This window comes from Gelatiniphilus marinus (genome assembly GCF_042684345.1).
GTDB lineage: Bacteria > Bacteroidota > Bacteroidia > Flavobacteriales > Flavobacteriaceae > Gelatiniphilus > Gelatiniphilus marinus.
Window position 1 is genome coordinate 278,170 of the sequence record NZ_JBHULK010000002.1, and the last position, 19,095, is coordinate 297,264.

The following is a 19,095-nucleotide window of genomic DNA, read 5'->3' on the forward strand; positions in this document are numbered from 1 at the left end:
AATATTGTGTTTACCTAAATAAACCAAATAAACCTTTTTTCTTTTTTGGTAAGTTTGGTTTGTTGTTGGTAAGTTTCTGGTATATTTCGCCCCAGCCTATAAAGCCACCAATGTTTCGGTCGTCTATAAATATATCTGCATGAATTTTACGGCTTATGTTTTGGCTGTATTCTTCTCCAGAAAAACTGTTGTTAACAGCATAAAAAACAATGCCCTTGTTTTCGCAAAAGGCAACAGCTTCGTTTAGTTTATCGCCGTACCTGTAGGTCCATAAAATTAATCTATGGCCTTCTTCTTGTAGTTTTTTTAGGGTTTCAAAAGCAAAAAGCTTTGGCTTTCCTATTTTGGGATAAGCGTCTTCTACAATGGTACCATCAAAATCTACCGCGATTATATAGGTTTCGTTAAAATTCATTTTGCAAATAACAGACTTGAGTTTAAACACAAAAGTACAATAATTTGCTTACTAACCAGTTGCAGCTACTTTGGTTATATGCAAACTTAAACTAAAGTATGTCCAGACATGGCCTTGGGTTGTGCAACGCCCATAAGCTTTAAAATAGTTGGTGCCATATCGCCTAAAATACCGTTCTTTATGTGTTTTAAATCGTTATCGATTAAAATAACAGGAACCGGGTTTGTGGTATGTGCCGTATTGGGTGTGCCGTCTGGATTAATCATGGTTTCGCAATTACCATGGTCTGCAATTAACAAGGTTGTATAGCCGTTCTCTAAAGCTGTTGTAACCACATCTTTTACGCATTCATCTACAGCTTCACAGGCTTTTATAGCCGCTTCCATAACGCCGGTGTGCCCAACCATATCGCCATTTGCAAAGTTTAAGCACACAAAATCTACATCGCCTTTTTGTAATTCTGGCACTAAGGCGTCTCGCAATTCGTAGGCACTCATTTCGGGTTTTAAATCGTATGTTGCTACTTTTGGCGAGTTTCTTAAAATCCGAGTTTCTTCATTAAAAGGTGCTTCACGTCCGCCAGAAAAGAAAAAGGTAACGTGCGGATATTTTTCTGTTTCGGCAATTCGTATTTGTTTTTTGTTATGTTTTTCTAAAACTTCACCCAGAGTTTCAGTTAAATTATCTTTATTGAATATTACTTTTATGTTTTTATAAGTATCATCGTAATTGGTAAGCGTTACATAATGCAAATTGAGTTTATGCATGTTCTGCTCATGAAAGTTGGTTTGCGTTAAAGCTTCGGTTAACTCGCGACCGCGATCGGTTCTGAAATTGAAGAATATCACAACATCATCATCTTTAATTTGTGCGATAGGATTGTTGGCTTCATCTACTGCGATAATGGGTTTTATAAACTCATCGGTGATATCGTTCTTGTAACTTTTTCTGAGGCTTTCGGTAATGTTGGTCGATTTTTCGCCAATGCCATTTACCAGGGCATCGTAAGCTAATTTTATGCGCTCCCAACGTTTATCTCTATCCATGGCGTAGTAGCGCCCTGTTACACTTGCAATTTTGGTATTTGTGTTTTCTATGTGGTTTTCAAGCTCGGTTACAAAACCATAACCGGATTTTGGGTCCACATCGCGTCCATCTGTAAAAGCGTGTACAAAGGTGTTGTTTAATCCAAAATCGTTGGCGGCATCTATTAAGCCTAATAAATGGTTAATGTGCGAGTGTACTCCGCCATCGCTTAGTAGGCCCAAAAAATGGACGTTTTTATGGTTTTTTTTGGCATAGTTAAACGCATCGACCAAAATTTTTTCGCTATTTAGGGTTTTGTTTTTTACAGCCAAATTTACTTTTACCAAATCTTGATATACAATGCGGCCAGCACCTAAATTCATGTGTCCAACTTCACTGTTTCCCATTTGTCCTTCTGGTAAACCTACGTGTAAACCATCGGTTCTTAAAGAGGCATAAGGGTATTTTTTGTACAATGAATCTATAAATGGTGTATGGGCATGATCGATTGCTGAAACTTTTGGGTCTGGTGAGTTTCCCCATCCGTCAAGAATCATTAAGATGACTTTTTTATTCATTTTTAGTGAGAATTTTTAAAACTCAAAGATAGTGAGATTATAAAAAACAACCTTCCAATACCATCGCAAATAGCTTGGTAATGTATCATTTTTGAGAGTATCTCAACAAAAAAGCTTTAACATAATAAAATGTGAAATCCTTGTTAAAAATATGTTATTAATTATTTTTTGTGTAACAGATTAAATTTTTTGTCGTCTCTTTAGTATATCAAAAAACGAAAATCAATAATCAAATTAAAATCTTTCATCATGAAAAAAACAATCCTTATTTCCGCGATCGCATTATGCTTTTCAGTAGTATCGGCAAATGCAACAACCCTTAATCGAAACTTTACAGATTACAGTAAAGAAACTGTAGTTCAGGTAAGTCCTTTTTGTGTATCGATAGCAAAAGGAGACATGGAAACCGTAAAAAAACTAATTAGTTTAGGCGAAGATGTTAATAAGAAATCTAACGGTATGACTCCATTAATGTACGCTGCTAAGTATAACAGAACCGATATTTTGAAATTTTTAATTGCTAAAGGTGCCAAATTAAAGGTAAAGTCTGATAAGGGGATGACAGCCAAAAAATATGCAGAATTATCGAATGCCAAAGAAGCTCTTGTAATTTTAGAAGAAGCGTTAAGTTAAACCACAAAACTGGTAATGATTATTTCGAGTTAGTCCCTCAATAAAGCCTTGTTTTGCAAGGCTTTATTATAGGTTTCTGTATTTTTTAATAGCCTCTTTAATATGCTCGATCCGGTTTTCTGGATCTGGATGTGAGCTTTGAAATTCTGGCACTCTATTGGGGCCCGCCGCCGCTTTTAAAATTTGCATTACACCAATCATTTCCATTGGGTTATAGCCGGCTTTAAGCATAAATAAAACACCAAGGTCATCACTTTCCAGCTCATCTCCACGACCGTTTTTTAAAAGGGTTTGTTGCCCAATACCGCTTACCAATCCGCCCATGTCTGCTCCAACCGATGCACCGGTGGTAACCGTTTGCCAAAAGTCGCTTTCGGCGATGCGTTCTGCAGAATGGCGTCCAATAACATGACCAATTTCATGACCTAAAACACCAGCCAATTGATCTTCATTTTTTAGTTTAGAAAACAAAGCGTAGGTTATAAAAATTTGCCCACCAGGAAGCGCAAATGCATTAATAGTGTTCTTGTCTGCTAACAGGTGAAAATCGTAATTGTAAGGTGTGTTTTTTGCTATACTGTTGTTTACTAGCCTGTTGCCTACCTTGTCCACCAAGGCTTGGTATTGGTTGCTTGGATGTAAACCACCATGCTGTTGGGCCATTTGTGGTGCATGCTGTAAACCAATGGCAATCTCTTGATCGGTAGTCATATTAATGGTTTGCACGCGTCCGGTATATTCATTTATTTCCTTACTATTGCATTTTTTTATAAAAGCAAATGCCACTATGGCTAAACCAATTAACAATCTAACTTTAAAATTTCTGCTCCTCATGTTTATAAGTTTATTGTAATAAATTTACGAAAATAATTCATTGCCAAAAAAACATGTTTTATTTAAGTAGCCAAACATGTTTTTTAGGCTCCTTTTTTTATTTGGTTGCCTTTAACAAAGCGCTTCGTATAAAATACAGCTTGTTATGTTATTTTAAAAAAAACTTTTATTTTCACATAAAACATAGGGCATGACTGTTACATTTAAAATTATCGATAAAGAATATATTGACGCTATTGTTCCTTTAGTGCAAAAATTAAATGGAAATCAAGTATCCAACCATGTTTTAAAACAGCGTTTTTTAGAAATGTTTTCACAAAATTACGAGTGCGCAGGTGTCTTTAATGGCGAAAAATTAATTGGAATTTCGGGTTTATGGTTTTGTACAAGACATTACTCAGGAAAAAGTGTAGAGCCAGATCATGTTTTTATAGATGATGCTTACCGCGGCAAAGGTTTGGGCAAACTCTTTTTTGAGTGGATTTATAACTATGCAAAGCTAAAGGGCTACGAATCTGTAGAGCTGAACACTTATGTAAATAATTACCCGTCGCACAAATTTTATTACAATCAAGGGTTTAAAATTTTAGGCTATCATTTTTTTAAAAAGTTGTAGTTTTTGCTTGCAAGTAAGTTGCAAGATTGTATATATTTGCAGCTAAATCTATTCTTATTGATAGCCTCTACGGGTAGAGTATTGGATAGAATGTTTTAAACACTGTATTGTTAATTGCGGGAGTAGCTCAGTTGGTAGAGCGTCAGCCTTCCAAGCTGAATGTCGCCAGTTCGAACCTGGTCTCCCGCTCTTTAAGCTTCATAGAGATATGGGGCTTTTTTTTATTTAAAAATATAATCTCCAGCGATTAGTTTTTCCTCACCCAGATGTATTGACTTTCCCAAAACCCCGTTTATTTTAAAAGTTTTGTCTTAAATTTTTATGTGTTTGTAGTGCTTTTGGTAAAAATATATAAGTAAATGCAATTACAATTGCTAAGTACCCATAGTCAAACCAGTTGTTTTATCAGCTTAATTTACGTTTAACAATCCAAAAATAAGTCATACTACACCTGCAATTAAGATACTGTTCAAATTTCTTTTTCTGTAAGCAATCTTCATTTTTAGTACGCTGTTTTCATATTTAGAATGTCGATAATGTAAATTGGTCTTATTCAAACGCTCAACCATAAACACATTTCGGTATTTTTCATAATAATGTAAAATTTCAAAATTGCATTAATTTTTAAACTCGATACTTTATATTACTTTTACAGTTAAAAACCAGTTTGTCCATTGATAACGCAATCTTCCATAGACCAAGTATTCGAAACCGCTAGAGTAGAAGAGGTTATAGGCGATTTTGTTCAGCTAAAAAAGGCGGGCAGTAACTATAAAGGCTTAAGTCCATTTTCAGATGAGCGTTCGCCCAGTTTTATGGTGTCGCCAGTTAAGCAAATCTGGAAAGATTTTTCCAGCGGAAAAGGCGGTAATGTGGTGGCTTTTTTAATGGAGCACGAGCATTTTACCTATCCAGAAGCCATAAGGTATTTGGCAAAAAAGTACAATATTGAAATTGAAGAAACCGTACAGTCCGACGAGCAAAAGCAGGCAGCCAACGAGCGCGAAAGCCTATATCTGGTTAGCGAATATGCGAACCAATATTTTCAAGACATACTACAAAAAACAGACCAAGGAAAATCGATAGGATTAAGCTATTTTAAAGAACGAGGATTTACCGAAGACACCATTAAAAAATTCGACTTAGGATATGCTTTAGATGAATGGCAAGCCTTTACAGACGAAGCTTTAAAACAGGGCTATAATATAGATTATCTTGAAAAAACAGGACTTACCATAGTTAAAGGCGACAAACGGTTCGATAGGTTTAAGGGGCGCGTTTTGTTTCCCATAAAAAGCATGAGCGGCCGCGTATTGGGTTTTGGCGGACGTATTTTAATTACCGACAAAAAAGCAGCCAAATACCTAAACTCGCCTGAGAGCGATATATACCATAAAAGCAAGGTGCTATACGGTATTTACCACGCCAAACAAAGCATTGCAAAAGAAGACAACTGCTATTTGGTCGAGGGCTATACCGATGTAATCCAGTTTTACCAAAGGGGCATAAAAAATGTGGTGTCATCGTCCGGAACCGCGCTAACACCAGATCAAATTAGGCTAATAAACAGGCTTACAAAAAACATTACCGTTTTGTTTGATGGCGATGCGGCCGGTTTACGGGCTTCGCTTCGGGGTATCGATTTAATTCTCGAACAAGGCATGAATGTAAAAGTCTGTACCTTCCCCGAAGGCGAAGATCCAGACAGCTTTGCAAAAAACAACAGCCTTGAAGAACTGGCACTCTATCTAGATGAAAACGCCAAAGATTTTATTCAATTTAAGGCCTCGGTTTTGTTTGAAGAATCTAAAAACGATCCTATTAAAAAAGCCGAAACCGTTAGAGATATTGTAAATAGTATTTCTAAAATACCCGATCGGATTAAAAAAGAAATCTACATTCAGGAATGTGCCAGAATTATGCACATAAGCGAAGAGGTTTTGTTTAGCACCTTGGCACAAATCAATAAAAAAGAACACCAAGAAGAACACAAAAAACAAAAAAACCAACAAAAAGCTTTTGATGTTATTAAGCACGAACAACCCCTAAAAAAAGTTGATGTGCAGTATGTTTTAGAGCGAAAAATAATTGAGATTTTATTACTTTACGGAAGCAAAACCGAAGATTTTGAAGATTTGGTCTTAAAAGAAAACGATAAAGGCGAGCTTGTTTTAGAGCCCGTTATCCAGCAAGCCAAAGTGTTCGAAAAAGTGTTTTTAGATTTGCAGGATGACGAAATGGAATTCTCGAACACCCAATTTAAAACTTTGTATTATACACTGATTGACAATTTAAACCAAAGTGCAGATTTTGAGCTAAGTAGCTTTATAAATTCTGTAAACCAAGATCTGGCAAACGAAATAACCACCATTTTAATGGAAGAAGAGCGCTATGTTTTAGATGATTGGAACAGGATGGACATCTTTCCAAAAGAAAAAGACAAAAGCGTTGCCCAATTGGTTAGCGAGACCATTTTAAGCTTGCGTTGCTTTTTAATAGACCAGAAAGTAAAGGGCTTTCAGCAGGAAACATTACATAACAAATTAGACACGAATAGAAATATACTTGAAGAAGTAAAAGACTATTCGGGTCTAAAGATGCTGTTGTCCAGAAAGCTTAATCGCGTATTATAGCTCTGCTGAAGATAGTTTTGCTTGGTTAACAAGATCTACTAAATTGGTTACTTTTAGTTTTCTCATTAAGCGCGCTTTGTACGTGCTTACTGTTTTCTCGTTAATGTTTAGCTCTTTGGAAATCTCTTTGTTTTTTCTACCAATAGTTAAAAGTTTTAAAACTTCTGACTCGCGAGTTGATAGTTTTTTGTAAAAAGATCCCGATTTGTTGGTTTTAGCACCAAAAGCTAACTGTTGCGTTAAGGTATCGCTTAAATAAATACCGCCATCTGCCACTCTTAAAATAGCTTCGTTAATGGTAATGATGTTAACAGATTTAGATACAAATCCTGAAGCCCCCGCTTTAATGGCGTTAATGCCATAAACCTCTTCGGGCTGGCCACTAAAAATAAGGGTTTTTACGTCTGGATAATCTTTCTTTAAATAACGTAAAACGGTTAAACCGTTCAGTTTAGGAAAATCTACTTCTGTTAAAATAACGTCAACGTCATTGTTTTTAACAAAGTCTAGAATATCTTCTCCGTCGCTCACGCTTCCAACAATTTTAATGTCTGAAGATGCAGAAAATAAATGTTCTAGACCCTTTCTGATAATTGGATGATTGTCTGCTATTAGTAATTTTATCATTATTAAAGGGTTTTATAGTATTATAGATGTGAGAGGTTTACAGCTATAATTGAGAGAGTTATATATAAGCAAAGATAAGGCTTTTTTGTTTACAATTCAATCGTCATTTTAAATTATTGGGAATTTCGCAAATTGGTACAGCAATCATTTTATGTTTGTTAGTATTTTTTAGTTTTTTAAAGATTTTAAAAACCTCTTGTTCCCTTCCAAAAAAATCTGTGGCGGTTTTGCCCAAATTATCCATTTTCATGGCCCATTCAAGTTCAGGGTAAGTTGCCCCAATTTGGTCTTCGTCACTTCTTGCATCACCAAACAAGCCATCGCTTGGTCCCGCTTTTATAATAGATTCCGGTACTTTTAAAAAGGCACCTAATTTATATACTTCAGACTTTAACAAATCGGCAATAGGGCTTAAATCGACTCCGCCATCGCCATATTTGGTATAAAAACCAATACCAAAGTCTTCTATTTTATTGCCGGTTCCTGCCACCAGCAATTTGTATATACCAGCGTAATAGTAAAGCGTTGTCATACGCAGGCGTGCCCTGGTATTGGCCAAAGCCATATCAATAGTGGCTGGGTCGCCGTCTTGAAATACCTGGGTTTTAAATGACTCAAAAACAGGAGTTAAGTTGGTGTGGGTATCGTCCACATTGGTAAACTCTTGCTTTAAAAATGCAATATGCTCCTGGGCTCTGGTAACATGGCTTTGGGCTTGGTGTATGGGCATTTCAACACACAGCACATCAAGTCCTGTTTTGGCGCATAACATAGAAGTTACTGCAGAATCGATGCCTCCAGAAATTCCAATTACAAAACCGTTTACGCCTGCATTGGTCGCATAATCTTTTAACCAATTTACAATATGATTTACTACCTTTTCCGTTTGCATATTAAAGCGTTTTTTTAATCAAAGAATACTACCTTTGCAACAAAAATAAACCAAACACCCAATTAATAAAAATCTATGAGGTTTAAGTTTTGTATAAACAAGACCAAAAGGGGGCATTTGGCTTATTAAACCCATGCCATTAAAAGCCCGAACCAAATACATTAAAGCAAAATTTTATTTAGATGGAAAAAACAATTTTTTTACTAAGCCTTGTTTTGTTGGTTGTATCTTGTAAAAAAGAAAGCGAACTAAAAAAAAGCATAGCTAAAATAAATACAGATGTAGCCATTGAGCGTTTCGACAGAATGTTTGCCGAATATACTATACAGGATTTGCCAAAATTAAGGCAAGCCTATCCTTTTATGTTTTCTGATAAATATCCCGATACGTTTTGGCAAGCTAAAAAAAACGATACCTTGCAAATTAAATTGTATGATGAGGTTGATAAGGCTTTTGGTGCTTTTGAAGATTTGGAAACAGAAATAGAATCACTTTTCAATCATTTAAAATATTATTTCCCTGAGTTTAATGCGCCCAGGGTAATAACGGTTACCAATACCGTAGATTACAGAAACCGTGTAATTGTTACAGATACCATTGCTGTTGTAGCGTTAGATAACTATTTGGGGGGCGACCACGAATTTTATGTTTATGGTAACATACCTAAATACGTTAGGCAAAATCTAACAAAAGAACAGTTGGTTGTTGATATAGCTGGAGAATATGCCAAGAAGTATGCCTATCAGTCGCAAAAAAGAACCTTGTTGGATGAAATGGTGTATTTTGGGAAACTGCTCTATTTTAAAGATATGGTAATTCCCTTTAAAACCGATGCACAACGTATTGGCTACACAGAAGATCAATTAGAATGGGCCATGGCCAACGAAAGCTATATATGGCGTTTTTTTGTTGAGCGCGAATTATTGTACAGTACAGATTCTAAATTACCCAGTAGATTTATAAATCCGGCACCTTTTACCAAGTTTTATTTAGAAGAGATCGATGCCGATTCCCCGGGGCGTTTAGGGCAATATATTGGGTGGCAAATAGTACGCGCTTATATGCAACAAAATAATGTATCTTTAAAAGATATGCTTATAAAATCTACCGAAGATATTTTTAAAAACAGCAAATTTAAACCCCGTAAATAATGGCAAAAAACCATACTTCTAAAATAGAACTGAAAGTTGAACTGGATGAAAACAGAATTCCGGAAAGCTTGAAATGGACCGCTCAAGACGGCGGCATTACAAACCAAGAAGCCAAAGCGATGATGCTTTCTGTTTGGGATGCAAAAGCACAAGAGACGCTGCGAATAGATTTATGGACTAAGGACATGCCGGTTGATGAAATGAAAGTGTTTTTCCATCAAACATTGGTAACCATGAGCGATACCTTTAACAGGGCCACACAAGATGAAAAAATGACGGCTACCATGAAAGATTTTTGCGATTATTTTGCCGAAAAACTAGAGCTTAAAAAATAGATTTAAGTTATAAAGTTTATAGTTCAAGGTTTAAATGTTAATTTTCGGAATTCGGTTTTCGGAATTAAGCTTTTATTTATCAGAGAGAAATAAAAAATGCCCATTATGGGTTACCATTCATTTATTTTATTGGAATCCAATTTAATGAAAATAAACAGTAAGATGGTAAACGCCCATAGACCGGAACCGCCATAGCTAAACATAGGCAGCGGAATGCCAATAGTTGGTATTAAGCCCATAACCATACCAATATTAATAAGAAAATGTATAAAAATAATTGATGCGACACCGTAACCGTACACTCTGCTAAATTGTGTTTTCTGGCGTTCGGCCAAATGTAAAATACGAATAATAAGAAGCACAAAAAGCACAACAACAAATGTGGTGCCCAAAAAGCCCCATTCTTCGCCAACGGTACTAAAAATATAATCGGTATGCTGCTCTGGTACAAATTTTCCGGTGGTTCTTGTACCTTCCATAAAACCCCTACCGGTTAAACCGCCAGAGCTTATCGCTTTTTCAGATTCGTTTAAATTATAAGCAAAGGTTTTTTTCATTTGCTCTAATTTTTCAGGGTCTTTTTCTAATCGAAGCCAGAGGCTTATACGATCTTGCTGGTGTGGTTTTAAAATGCTCTGGTAAAAAAACTGTACTCCAATCGATACGGCTATAGCGACCAAAAAAACAGATATAGATTTAAACATACGCCACTTTTTCTTACTTAAAAAATGAAAACCAGTAAGCAACGTCAATACCAGGGTTGAGGTGATCAAGGCGCCAAATTTTAAAGATAAAATTGATATTATTATTACAGATACGCCAAGCGTTAAGTGGTATTTAGGCAACCCTTCGCGATAGAGCACAAAAAAGAATGCCCCATAGACAACGGTGCTTCCCGTATCGTTTTGCAACAGCACCAAAATAGCTGGGATAGCTATAATTATAATGGCCTTTATTTGGTCTTTTAACCTGTTTATATTGGTATTTAAATCGCTAATATGCTTAGCTACGGCCAGTGCTGTTGCTACTTTGGCAAACTCACTGGGTTGTATGGTAAGACCTCCAAAAGCATACCACGATGTGGCTCCGTTTACATTTTTTCCAAATATAAAAAGCCCTATTAAAGACAGCATGGACACCATGTAAATAATGCTGGAAAAGCGTTCGTAAAATTTAGCATCGACAGCCAATAAAAGAACAATTAAACCAAAGGTTAGAAAGATAAAGATTAGCTGCTTTCCATAAGGTTGCGAAAAATCGAAATAATCTATTGTGCTTCCTGTATGTGATGCCGATAAAATATTCAAATACCCAAAACCTACTAGCAATAAGAAGATAATAATGGTGATCCAATCGAATCTAAAATGTCTATTCGTGTCTCTAACCATTTAATTGCTTTGGTTGTTAATCTTGTTTAATCGTTTTTTCAAGCGATTGCTTTCTGTTTTATCTACAAATTGGTAGCTAGATTGCTCGTTAATTTTAAAAGGTTCTCCAGAGTAGGGTTTGGCATATTCTGCTTCTAAGCTGCGATCTAAAAGCCAATTTTCCAAATCTTTTCTGGTGGTAAACCCTTTTATGTGCTTTTCAATCATTAAACTTGCTACTTTTCCTGCAAATCTGCTACCGTAATATCCGTTCTCTACAAAAACGGCGAGTGCAATTTTAGGGTTTTCTTTAGGTGCAAAAGCCACAAAAATAGAGTGGTCTGTTAGCTGTGTTTTTACGCTGTCAATTATTGCAAAGTTTTCAACGGTTCCTGTTTTGCCACAAATGTCTATGTCTTTTACCTGCAACCATTTTGCAGTTCCGTTTTTGTAAACTTGGTGCATCCCCTCTATCACGGGCTCAAAATGGGCCTTGTCTATAGATGTGTATTTTGGTCTTGTGAATTTTTCCGGTAGTATTTCTCCTTCAATATGTTTTATTATGTGCGGCGTGTAATAGTGCCCCCTGTTAGCTATGGCTGCAACCATGTTGGCGAGTTGAATTGGTGTGGTTGCAACTTCGCCTTGGCCAATGGCATTAGAGATGGTATAGGTTGCATAAAAGGTTTTAGGATATACTCTTTTATAGTATGCCCTATTAGGGATTCTTCCTTTTTGACCTACTTTTAGGTCGTAGCCCAAAAAGTTGCCCAGGCCAAAGCTTTTGGCGTGTTTGCTCCATACATCAATACCGTCAGCAGCATTTCCTGTTTTATCTAAAATCTTCCGGTAGGCCGTAGCAAAATAAGCGTTGCAGGATTCTTGAATACCGCTAACCAAGTCATTGCGTTTACCAATATAGCAGTGGCATTTCATAAACCTGTTTCCGTATTTGTAACCCGCGTAGCAGGTAACTTTTTCGTTGGGTGTTATTACGCCTTCCTGCAAGCCAATTAAAGCATTCATAAGCTTAAAGGGAGACCCGGGTTCGTAAACGCCTTGTAAGCTACGGTTAAATAGGGGTTTGGCAATTGAATCGTTATATAGTTTTGTGAAATTTTTAGAGCGTTGCCGGCCAACCAAATCGTTAGGGTTGTACGTTGGGGCAGCAACCATGGCCAATATCTCTCCTGTTGAGGGCTCGATGGCGATAACGCCACCACGTTTGTTATGCATTAGCAACTCGCCATATTCTTGTAATTTGGCATCTATGGTTATGGTAATGTCTTTGCCTTGTTCTGGAATGGTATCTAGTTTTCCGTCTTTATAGGGGCCTATGTTTCTGTTAAATCTGTCTTTTTGAATAAATTTAATGCCTTTTACACCTCGTAGTGTTTTTTCGTAAGAAGCCTCGACACCCTGTTTGCCTATTAAATCGCCCATTCTGTAATAGGGGTCTTTTTTTATGTCTCTGGTATTTACTTCTCCAATATCGCCCAATACATTGGCGCCAATTGAGGTTTCGTATTTCCTTAGCGATCGCTTTTGAATGTAAAACCCTGTGAATTTTCGCATTTTTTCTTGTAATACCGCATAGTCTGCTTTTGATAGGTGCGAAACAAATACAGATGGCAATCTGGGTGAGTAGCGATAGGCCTTGTTGTATGTTTTCATAAATTGTCCTTTATCGATTTTAAGTAAGCTGCAAAACTCAAGTGTATCTAAAGGTTCTACTTCGCGCGGAATAACCATAACATCGTAAGATGGTTGGTTGGCCACTAAAAGTGTGCCGTTCCTGTCGTAAACAAAGCCGCGTTTTGGGTAATCGTAAACTTTTCTAATAGCGTTGTCCTCGAATAAATTATGGGAGTTAGAGCTATATACTTGCAAATAAAAAAGCCTTCCTATAAATACAATGCCAACAAAAATTACGGTTATGAAAAGTAAAAGCTGTCTCATTTTGATTTTCGGCTAAAAATAATAGTTATTAAAACACATAGAATAATGGTAAATATACTTGAGAATAACGTTTTTTGAAGCACTAAAATTATTTTGGAAAAGCTAAAAATTTCCAAACAAAACAAAATAATGTGGTGCGCAACTACCATTATGGACATATAGGTTAGTTTTGCACCAAAATCTACGGCATCAAATTTCATGTTTTGGTGCTCGTACACCATACCAAACGAGAACTTTAATGCTATGGGTCTTGCATAAGCAATAAATACAGAGGCTGCAGCATTAATACCACCCGAATCCAGAAAAAAATCTACTATTAACCCCAATAAAAAACTTAAGAAAATAAATAAAGAACGGTTGTTTTTTACTGGATATAGAATAATGAAAAGCACATAGATATACGGGTTTATGTAGCCCAAAAAATTAATATGGCTGCATATTAATACCTGAATCAAAATAAGTATTATAAAGCGAATGCTATGTATAGATACAAGACTATTCATTCGTTTGGTTTAGTAAATTAGCGATCTCTTCGGCATCTTTGTTTTTTATGATGTAAACATGCTCTAGGTTGGTCATGTCGGTAAAGAGTTTTACATTAATCTCATAATAATTTTCGGCAACATCTAAATTAAAATCCTTTACTGTTCCTATATCTATGTTTTTTGGGAAAATCGATGAGCGACCAGAGGTAACAATGGTATCGCCAACCTTTACAGGTGCTATTTTTTCAACATCTATTAATTGTACAATGTTTGGTGAATTGCCATTCCAGGTTAAGGACCCAAAATGGTTTGTTTTTTTTAATTGTGCACTAATTTTACTTGTTGTGTTTAATATTGAGATAATGGTAGAATAGTTTGGGCTGGAATTATCAACTATACCCAAAATACCTTTATTGCTAATTACTCCAAAATCTTCTTTAATGCTATCGTTTGTGCCTTTGTTTATAAGCAAAACATTGTCGGTTAAAGCATAACTGTTTTTTATGATTTTAGCCGTTTCAATTTTATACAGTCCATTAAAAATTGTACTATTTATATAGGTTGGATCTGTATTGTTTTCAGAATTGAACAGCAGCGATTTTAAGCGTTTGTTTTCTTCGGCCAAAACCTGGTTCTGCGATTTTAAGCTAAAATATTCGCTAATGTTGTTTGCCGAGTTGTAAACGCCACCAGTTAAAAAATTGGCAGAATTTATAAACTTGCTCTTATGGTACGAATGTGACTGAATGGTAAAAACAATAGCCACAAAAAAAAGCAACAAGAACAATAAAAACCGTTTGTTTCTTATTATAAAATTAATAATCTGTTGCATGATTTAGGGACTGTTTTATGCTTATTACTCGATAATCGAGATTTAAATGCTATAAAGCTAGCTACTATATTTTAAGTTATTTTTTTCTTAAAAAGCCTCGTGTACTAGCCCCGAGGTAGGTTATTTAATTAAAACACTTTTGTATTTAGGTAAATTTTTAAGTGTAATACCTGTGCCTCGTACTACGGCACGTAAAGGGTCTTCGGCAATATAAACAGGAAGGTCTGTTTTTTGCGACAAACGTTTGTCCAATCCGCGTAGCATCGATCCGCCACCGGCCAAATAAATACCGGTGTTGTAAATATCGGCAGCCAATTCGGGAGGGGTTTGCGATAGGGTTTCCATAACCGCATCTTCAATTCGTAAAATAGATTTATCTAAAGCTTTCGCAATTTCGCGGTACGAAATAGAAACTTGTTTTGGTTTTCCCGTTAGCAAATCGCGCCCCTGCACGCTCATGTCTTCTGGCGGTAACTCTAAATCTTCTGTAGCGGCACCAATTTGTATTTTTATTTTTTCGGCAGTACGCTCACCAACATATAAATTGTGTTGGGTACGCATGTAGTACACAATATCGTTTGTAAACACGTCTCCAGCAATCTTAACCGATTTATCACAAACAATTCCGCCTAGGGCTATTACCGCAATTTCGGTAGTTCCACCACCTATATCTACTACCATATTGCCTTTGGGCTGCATAATATCTACCCCAATACCAATTGCGGCCGCCATGGGTTCGTGTATTAAATACACTTCTTTGCCATTAACGCGTTCTGCACTTTCTTTTACCGCACGCATTTCAACTTCGGTAATCCCCGACGGAATACAAATAACCATGCGCAAGGCCGGTGTAAAAAACTTCTTTTTTAAAGCCGGAATGTTTTTAATAAACATGCTTATCATTTGCTCTGAAGCATCAAAATCTGCAATAACACCGTCTTTTAGGGGGCGAATCGTTTTAATGTTCTCGTGGGTTTTGCCTTGCATTAAGCTGGCTTGTTGGCCAACGGCAATTATTTTTCCAGAAATCCTGTCGCGGGCCACTATAGATGGCGAGTCCACGACCACCTTGTCGTTATGTATAATGAGTGTGTTTGCAGTGCCTAAATCTATTGCAATCTCTTCGGTTAAGAAGTCAAAAAAGCCCATGTGCTATAAGTCGTTTTTAAGGGGTTGTTAACAAATCTTGTAAAAGTAATAAAAGTTAATAAATATATGGGTTTTAAGCTCCTCAAAATTCCATAAACAATTACAGATTATTTCATGTACGCAGTTCATCGGTTTTTAGACTATAAAATTTATTATTTGGGTTTTGCTTAAAGGTAGGGCTTGTAGTTTATCCTGAGTGCGGTTTAAGGGTTGTGTCTTTTTAAAAACCTTATTGCGAGGGCAAAGCAACTGTTAATCTACTAGGTTTTTGTTTACCCAAATTTTGTTACATTCAAGCTTTAAAAAAGGACGCTCCCGAAGCCTTGGGACAACCCCTTACGCGTCTGTTTGTTGTCTGAACTTTTAAAACTGATAGTTGTTTTGCTTTTTTGGAAGTAGTTTCGTTTGGCGGTTAGTGTAAAGTTAGTTGCGTTTTTTTGTTAATTCTCGGTTACAGAGCTCCAATTTTCTCCTTTTTTTATTCTATGAATTTGTGTGTCGGATACTCCAAAACGTTTTGCAATCATATTGATTCGGGTTCTTTGGTTTTTTAATTGGCGTTTAATTATTTTTACTTTGCCTTCATTTAATTTACCAATTTTTTTGCTTCTGTTTTTAACAATTTTTTCCCAATTAGGATTGTTAAATTGATGAAGTTCTTTTTCTCTTTTGGTCGCCCATTTTAGGTTTTCAATTCTATTGTCGGTTTTGTCGTAATTTAGGTGGATAACATAAATACCGTCATTTTGTTCAAGGAAATGTTGAGCCACAAGTTTGTGAACATATCTACTTGTCGATTTTCCATTTAGTTTTTGTTTCAGCGGAAGGTTTTGGTAGCCATTTATAAATGATTCTTTAACTAAAAATTCCTTTTCTCCTTTACAATTTAAAATTCGACCATAATTTGAGATTTTGAACTTTTCGTTTTCTGCAATTCCTTCGTCAAATTCAACCTTTTTCCATTCTTCCTTCCAATAGTTTCTTATCATTCCAAATGTTTTTCAAAAATGCTCCACAATGCTTTAAAATATAAAACCGTTTTAATACTTAAACAAGTTCTGCAAAGGTTTTTACATTAGCCGTTTAACGACTAAGGTAGTTTAAATTTTTTAAAAACTCAAGCCATGCGTTAATTGTAGAAACATCTAGCCTACTTCTGTTAAACTTCGTTATTGTTAAAAAAAGCAAGACCTGTTAGGTCTTTAAAACTTAACAGGTCTAAATTTTGGTTAGTTTTTAAAACAAAAATTTAATGCTTAAAATGGCGCGTACCCGTCATTACCATCGCAACATTATTGGCGTTGCAATAATCAATGCTCAATTGGTCTTTTATAGAGCCACCTGGCTGAATTACAGCAGCAATACCCGCGTTTTTAGCAATCTCTACACAATCCGGGAACGGAAAAAAGGCATCGCTGGCCATTACGGCTCCGTTTAAATCAAAATTAAAAGTGCCGGCTTTATGTATAGCTTGTTCTAAGGCATCAACACGACTGGTCTGCCCCGTTCCGCTAGCGCACAATTGTTTGTTTTTTGCCAAAACAATGGTGTTCGATTTGGTGTGCTTACATATTTTTGATGCAAATATTAAATCTTGCAATTCACTATCTGTAGGGTTTAAATTTGTAACGTTTTTTAAGCCTTCAATAGTATCGGTAATATTATTTCTGTCTTGCACTAAAACACCGTTTAGGCAACTTCTAACATTGGTTTTTGGCAAATCAACATCATGGATTTCTAATAAAATCCTGTTTTTTTTGCCTTTTAAAATATCTAACGCTTCCGCGGAAAAAGAAGGCGCAATTACAACTTCACAAAATAATTTATGAATTTCTTCGGCAGTTTCTAAATCCATCTCTTTATTACTAATTAAAACACCTCCAAAGGCCGAAACCGGATCGCCAGCTAAAGCATCGATATATGCTTGGTGTAAGGTGTTGCGTTGCGCTAATCCGCAAGCATTGTTGTGTTTTAAAATGGCAAATGTTGGTGCGTCGTTTTTAAATTCCAGCATTAAATTTACGGCAGCATCTACATCTAAAAGGTTGTTGTAGCTTAATTCTTTGCCGTGAAGTTTGGTAAAAAGCTCATTAAAATCCCCAAAGAAAAAGCCTTTTTGGTGCGGGTTTTCGCCGTAGCGTAAAGCCTTGCCTTTGGTTTCGCTTATTTTTAAAACCACTTCATCATGGTTTTTGTTAAAGTAATTAAAAATAGCCGTATCGTAATGCGATGACACATTAAATGCTTTTGCGGCAAAACGCTTTCTGTTTTCTTCAGAAATACTGCCGTTGTTTTCAGAAATCAATTCTAAAAACTCAGCATAATCATCGACTGATGGCACACAAATTACATCAGCAAAATTTTTTGCAGCGGCACGAATTAACGAAATACCACCTATATCTATCTTTTCAATAATGTCTTGCTGGCTGGCACCAGAAGCAACTGTTTTTTCAAACGGGTATAGATCTACAATAACAACATCGATTTGCGGAATGTTATATTCTGCTAATTCTGCAACATCGCCATCATGGTTTTGCCTGTTTAAAATCCCTCCAAAGACTTTAGGATGCAACGTTTTTACGCGGCCACCAAGAATAGAAGGGTACGAGGTAACATCTTCAACCGGAACCACATCAATACCTAAATCGTTAATAAATTTTTCTGTTCCGCCGGTGGAATAAATAGTAACACCTTGTTCGTTTAATTTTTTAACAATGGGTGCTAATCCATCTTTATTAAATACAGAAATTAGTGCAGATTTAATCGTTTTTTCGTTGCTCATTTTAGTGTTTTATTTAAAGAGATTTAAATTGCGTTTAGCTTAGCGCCTTTAATAAATGCAAAAGTAGTTATTCCTATTAAAAAATAAGCTTTGTAATTCTCAAAAAAGAAGACGTTTTTTTTAACTAAAGTAAAGAGTTGTTAACAATGTGATGTTTTCAGACCTGGCAATCCCGTGGCTTTGGGTTAAAACCAAGCAGGTCTTTGGAGTTTATAATTTGTAAAATTGGAATTTTCATGAAAGTATCGTAGCCACATGAGCACAAACAAACTCCAAAAAGCGCTCGTCTGCTTCAGTAAAAGGGTCTGGTGTGTTAGAGTCAATATCAATCTGCCCAATGTTTTTTCCGTCAACAAATATGGGCACTACAATTTCAGCCTTTACTGTAATGCTGCACGCAATATAATTGTCTTGTGCCGCAACATCGGGCACTACAAAATTTTGGTTGCTAACAGCTACTTGTCCGCAAATGCCTTTCCCGAACGGAATTACTGAATGGTCTGTGGGTTCGCCAACATAAGGTCCAAGATGCAATTCTTTTTTATCGCTATCTGCAAAATAAAAACCTACCCAATTGTAATGATCTATATGGGTTTCCAATAATTGGCAAATGGATAATAAACGCTCGTTGGTTGTTTTTGCAGTATCAGAAATAATAGTTTCTATTTGTGGTTTTAGCACTTCAAAATTCATAAATAAAAATTTTTGGTAAAAGTATTTAAAAAGGTGTACATTAGATATTTGGTTTCAGATAATTTTAACGCTTTTATTTTTTTTTTTT

General features: G+C 36.0%; 18 protein-coding genes and 1 tRNA gene. 6 read left to right on the top strand and 13 right to left on the bottom strand.

Annotated features, from left to right (window positions below; all coding sequences use genetic code 11):
* Nucleotides 1–10: 10 nt before the first annotated feature.
* Nucleotides 11–415 carry a BT0820 family HAD-type phosphatase gene (locus ACFSQS_RS06335; RefSeq protein WP_388015825.1) on the bottom strand — a complete coding sequence of 135 codons (405 nt, stop codon included), beginning with the start codon at nucleotides 413–415 and terminating at the stop codon, nucleotides 11–13.
* 86 nt (nucleotides 416–501) lie between these two features.
* Nucleotides 502–2,019 (bottom strand): 2,3-bisphosphoglycerate-independent phosphoglycerate mutase, encoded by a 1,518-nt coding sequence (gene gpmI, locus ACFSQS_RS06340; protein WP_388015828.1) that lies wholly within the window; start codon nucleotides 2,017–2,019, stop codon nucleotides 502–504.
* A 249-nt stretch (nucleotides 2,020–2,268) separates the two neighbouring features.
* Here gpmI and ACFSQS_RS06345 point away from each other — a divergent pair, with 249 nt between their 5' ends.
* Entirely contained in the window at nucleotides 2,269–2,652 is a 384-nt protein-coding gene (locus ACFSQS_RS06345) for an ankyrin repeat domain-containing protein (protein WP_388015831.1), read from the top strand.
* A 66-nt stretch (nucleotides 2,653–2,718) separates the two neighbouring features.
* On the opposite strand, the gene ACFSQS_RS06350 is transcribed toward ACFSQS_RS06345, so the two are convergent.
* Complete coding sequence (locus ACFSQS_RS06350) at nucleotides 2,719–3,486, bottom strand: M48 family metalloprotease (RefSeq protein WP_388015834.1); 768 nt, start codon at nucleotides 3,484–3,486, stop codon at nucleotides 2,719–2,721.
* A gap of 190 nt (nucleotides 3,487–3,676) precedes the next feature.
* On the opposite strand from ACFSQS_RS06350, the gene ACFSQS_RS06355 reads away from it, so the two are divergent.
* The 3 genes from ACFSQS_RS06355 to dnaG all read left to right on the top strand — a co-directional run bounded on the left by ACFSQS_RS06355 (nucleotide 3,677) and on the right by dnaG (nucleotide 6,735).
* Complete coding sequence (locus ACFSQS_RS06355; RefSeq protein WP_388015837.1) at nucleotides 3,677–4,102, top strand: GNAT family N-acetyltransferase; 426 nt, start codon at nucleotides 3,677–3,679, stop codon at nucleotides 4,100–4,102.
* Nucleotides 4,103–4,218: 116 nt separating this feature from the next.
* Nucleotides 4,219–4,291 (top strand) — tRNA-Gly (locus ACFSQS_RS06360).
* 485 nt (nucleotides 4,292–4,776) lie between these two features.
* Complete coding sequence (dnaG, locus tag ACFSQS_RS06365) at nucleotides 4,777–6,735, top strand: DNA primase (RefSeq protein ID WP_388015840.1); 1,959 nt, start codon at nucleotides 4,777–4,779, stop codon at nucleotides 6,733–6,735.
* Here the strand turns inward: dnaG and ACFSQS_RS06370 are convergent.
* The gene (locus tag ACFSQS_RS06370; protein ID WP_388015843.1) at nucleotides 6,730–7,362 is read right to left on the bottom strand and encodes a response regulator; all 633 of its coding nucleotides are present in this window, start codon (nucleotides 7,360–7,362) and stop codon (nucleotides 6,730–6,732) included. The two genes, dnaG and ACFSQS_RS06370, sit on opposite strands and share 6 nt — an antisense overlap.
* 103 nt (nucleotides 7,363–7,465) lie before the next feature.
* Nucleotides 7,466–8,254: an NAD(+) synthase gene (gene nadE / locus ACFSQS_RS06375; protein ID WP_388015845.1), complete on the bottom strand. Its 789-nt coding sequence runs from the start codon at nucleotides 8,252–8,254 to the stop codon at nucleotides 7,466–7,468.
* 182 nt (nucleotides 8,255–8,436) lie between these two features.
* Between nadE and gldB the strand changes: the two genes are divergently transcribed.
* Together gldB and gldC are read left to right on the top strand one after the other, a co-directional pair.
* Nucleotides 8,437–9,405, top strand: a complete 969-nt coding sequence (gldB, locus tag ACFSQS_RS06380; RefSeq protein ID WP_388015847.1) for a gliding motility lipoprotein GldB — start codon at nucleotides 8,437–8,439, stop codon at nucleotides 9,403–9,405.
* Entirely contained in the window at nucleotides 9,405–9,740 is a 336-nt protein-coding gene (gene gldC / locus ACFSQS_RS06385; protein WP_388015849.1) for a gliding motility protein GldC, read from the top strand. Before gldB ends, gldC begins: the two co-directional genes overlap by 1 nt.
* A gap of 110 nt (nucleotides 9,741–9,850) precedes the next feature.
* Here the strand turns inward: gldC and rodA are convergent, their stop codons facing one another.
* The 8 genes from rodA to ACFSQS_RS06425 all read right to left on the bottom strand — a co-directional run bounded on the left by rodA (nucleotide 9,851) and on the right by ACFSQS_RS06425 (nucleotide 19,007).
* Nucleotides 9,851–11,128, bottom strand: a complete 1,278-nt coding sequence (gene rodA / locus ACFSQS_RS06390; RefSeq protein ID WP_388015851.1) for a rod shape-determining protein RodA — start codon at nucleotides 11,126–11,128, stop codon at nucleotides 9,851–9,853.
* On the bottom strand, nucleotides 11,129–13,066 hold the full coding sequence (gene mrdA / locus ACFSQS_RS06395) for a penicillin-binding protein 2 (protein ID WP_388015855.1): 1,938 nt from the start codon (nucleotides 13,064–13,066) through the stop codon (nucleotides 11,129–11,131).
* On the bottom strand, nucleotides 13,063–13,569 hold the full coding sequence (locus tag ACFSQS_RS06400) for a rod shape-determining protein MreD (RefSeq protein WP_388015859.1): 507 nt from the start codon (nucleotides 13,567–13,569) through the stop codon (nucleotides 13,063–13,065). Before ACFSQS_RS06400 ends, mrdA begins: the two co-directional genes overlap by 4 nt.
* Nucleotides 13,562–14,383 carry a rod shape-determining protein MreC gene (gene mreC / locus ACFSQS_RS06405; protein WP_388015862.1) on the bottom strand — a complete coding sequence of 274 codons (822 nt, stop codon included), beginning with the start codon at nucleotides 14,381–14,383 and terminating at the stop codon, nucleotides 13,562–13,564. The genes ACFSQS_RS06400 and mreC overlap by 8 nt, the downstream gene beginning before the upstream one ends.
* 120 nt (nucleotides 14,384–14,503) lie before the next feature.
* Nucleotides 14,504–15,532: a rod shape-determining protein gene (locus ACFSQS_RS06410; RefSeq protein WP_388015865.1), complete on the bottom strand. Its 1,029-nt coding sequence runs from the start codon at nucleotides 15,530–15,532 to the stop codon at nucleotides 14,504–14,506.
* Between the two features lie 440 nt (nucleotides 15,533–15,972).
* Nucleotides 15,973–16,521 (bottom strand): HNH endonuclease, encoded by a 549-nt coding sequence (locus tag ACFSQS_RS06415; RefSeq protein WP_388015868.1) that lies wholly within the window; start codon nucleotides 16,519–16,521, stop codon nucleotides 15,973–15,975.
* Nucleotides 16,522–16,781: 260 nt separating this feature from the next.
* Nucleotides 16,782–18,314 carry a bifunctional phosphoribosylaminoimidazolecarboxamide formyltransferase/IMP cyclohydrolase gene (gene purH, locus ACFSQS_RS06420; protein ID WP_388015871.1) on the bottom strand — a complete coding sequence of 511 codons (1,533 nt, stop codon included), beginning with the start codon at nucleotides 18,312–18,314 and terminating at the stop codon, nucleotides 16,782–16,784.
* 234 nt (nucleotides 18,315–18,548) lie between these two features.
* Nucleotides 18,549–19,007, bottom strand: a complete 459-nt coding sequence (locus ACFSQS_RS06425; RefSeq protein WP_388015874.1) for a GAF domain-containing protein — start codon at nucleotides 19,005–19,007, stop codon at nucleotides 18,549–18,551.
* Between the last annotated feature and the right edge of the window lie 88 nt (nucleotides 19,008–19,095).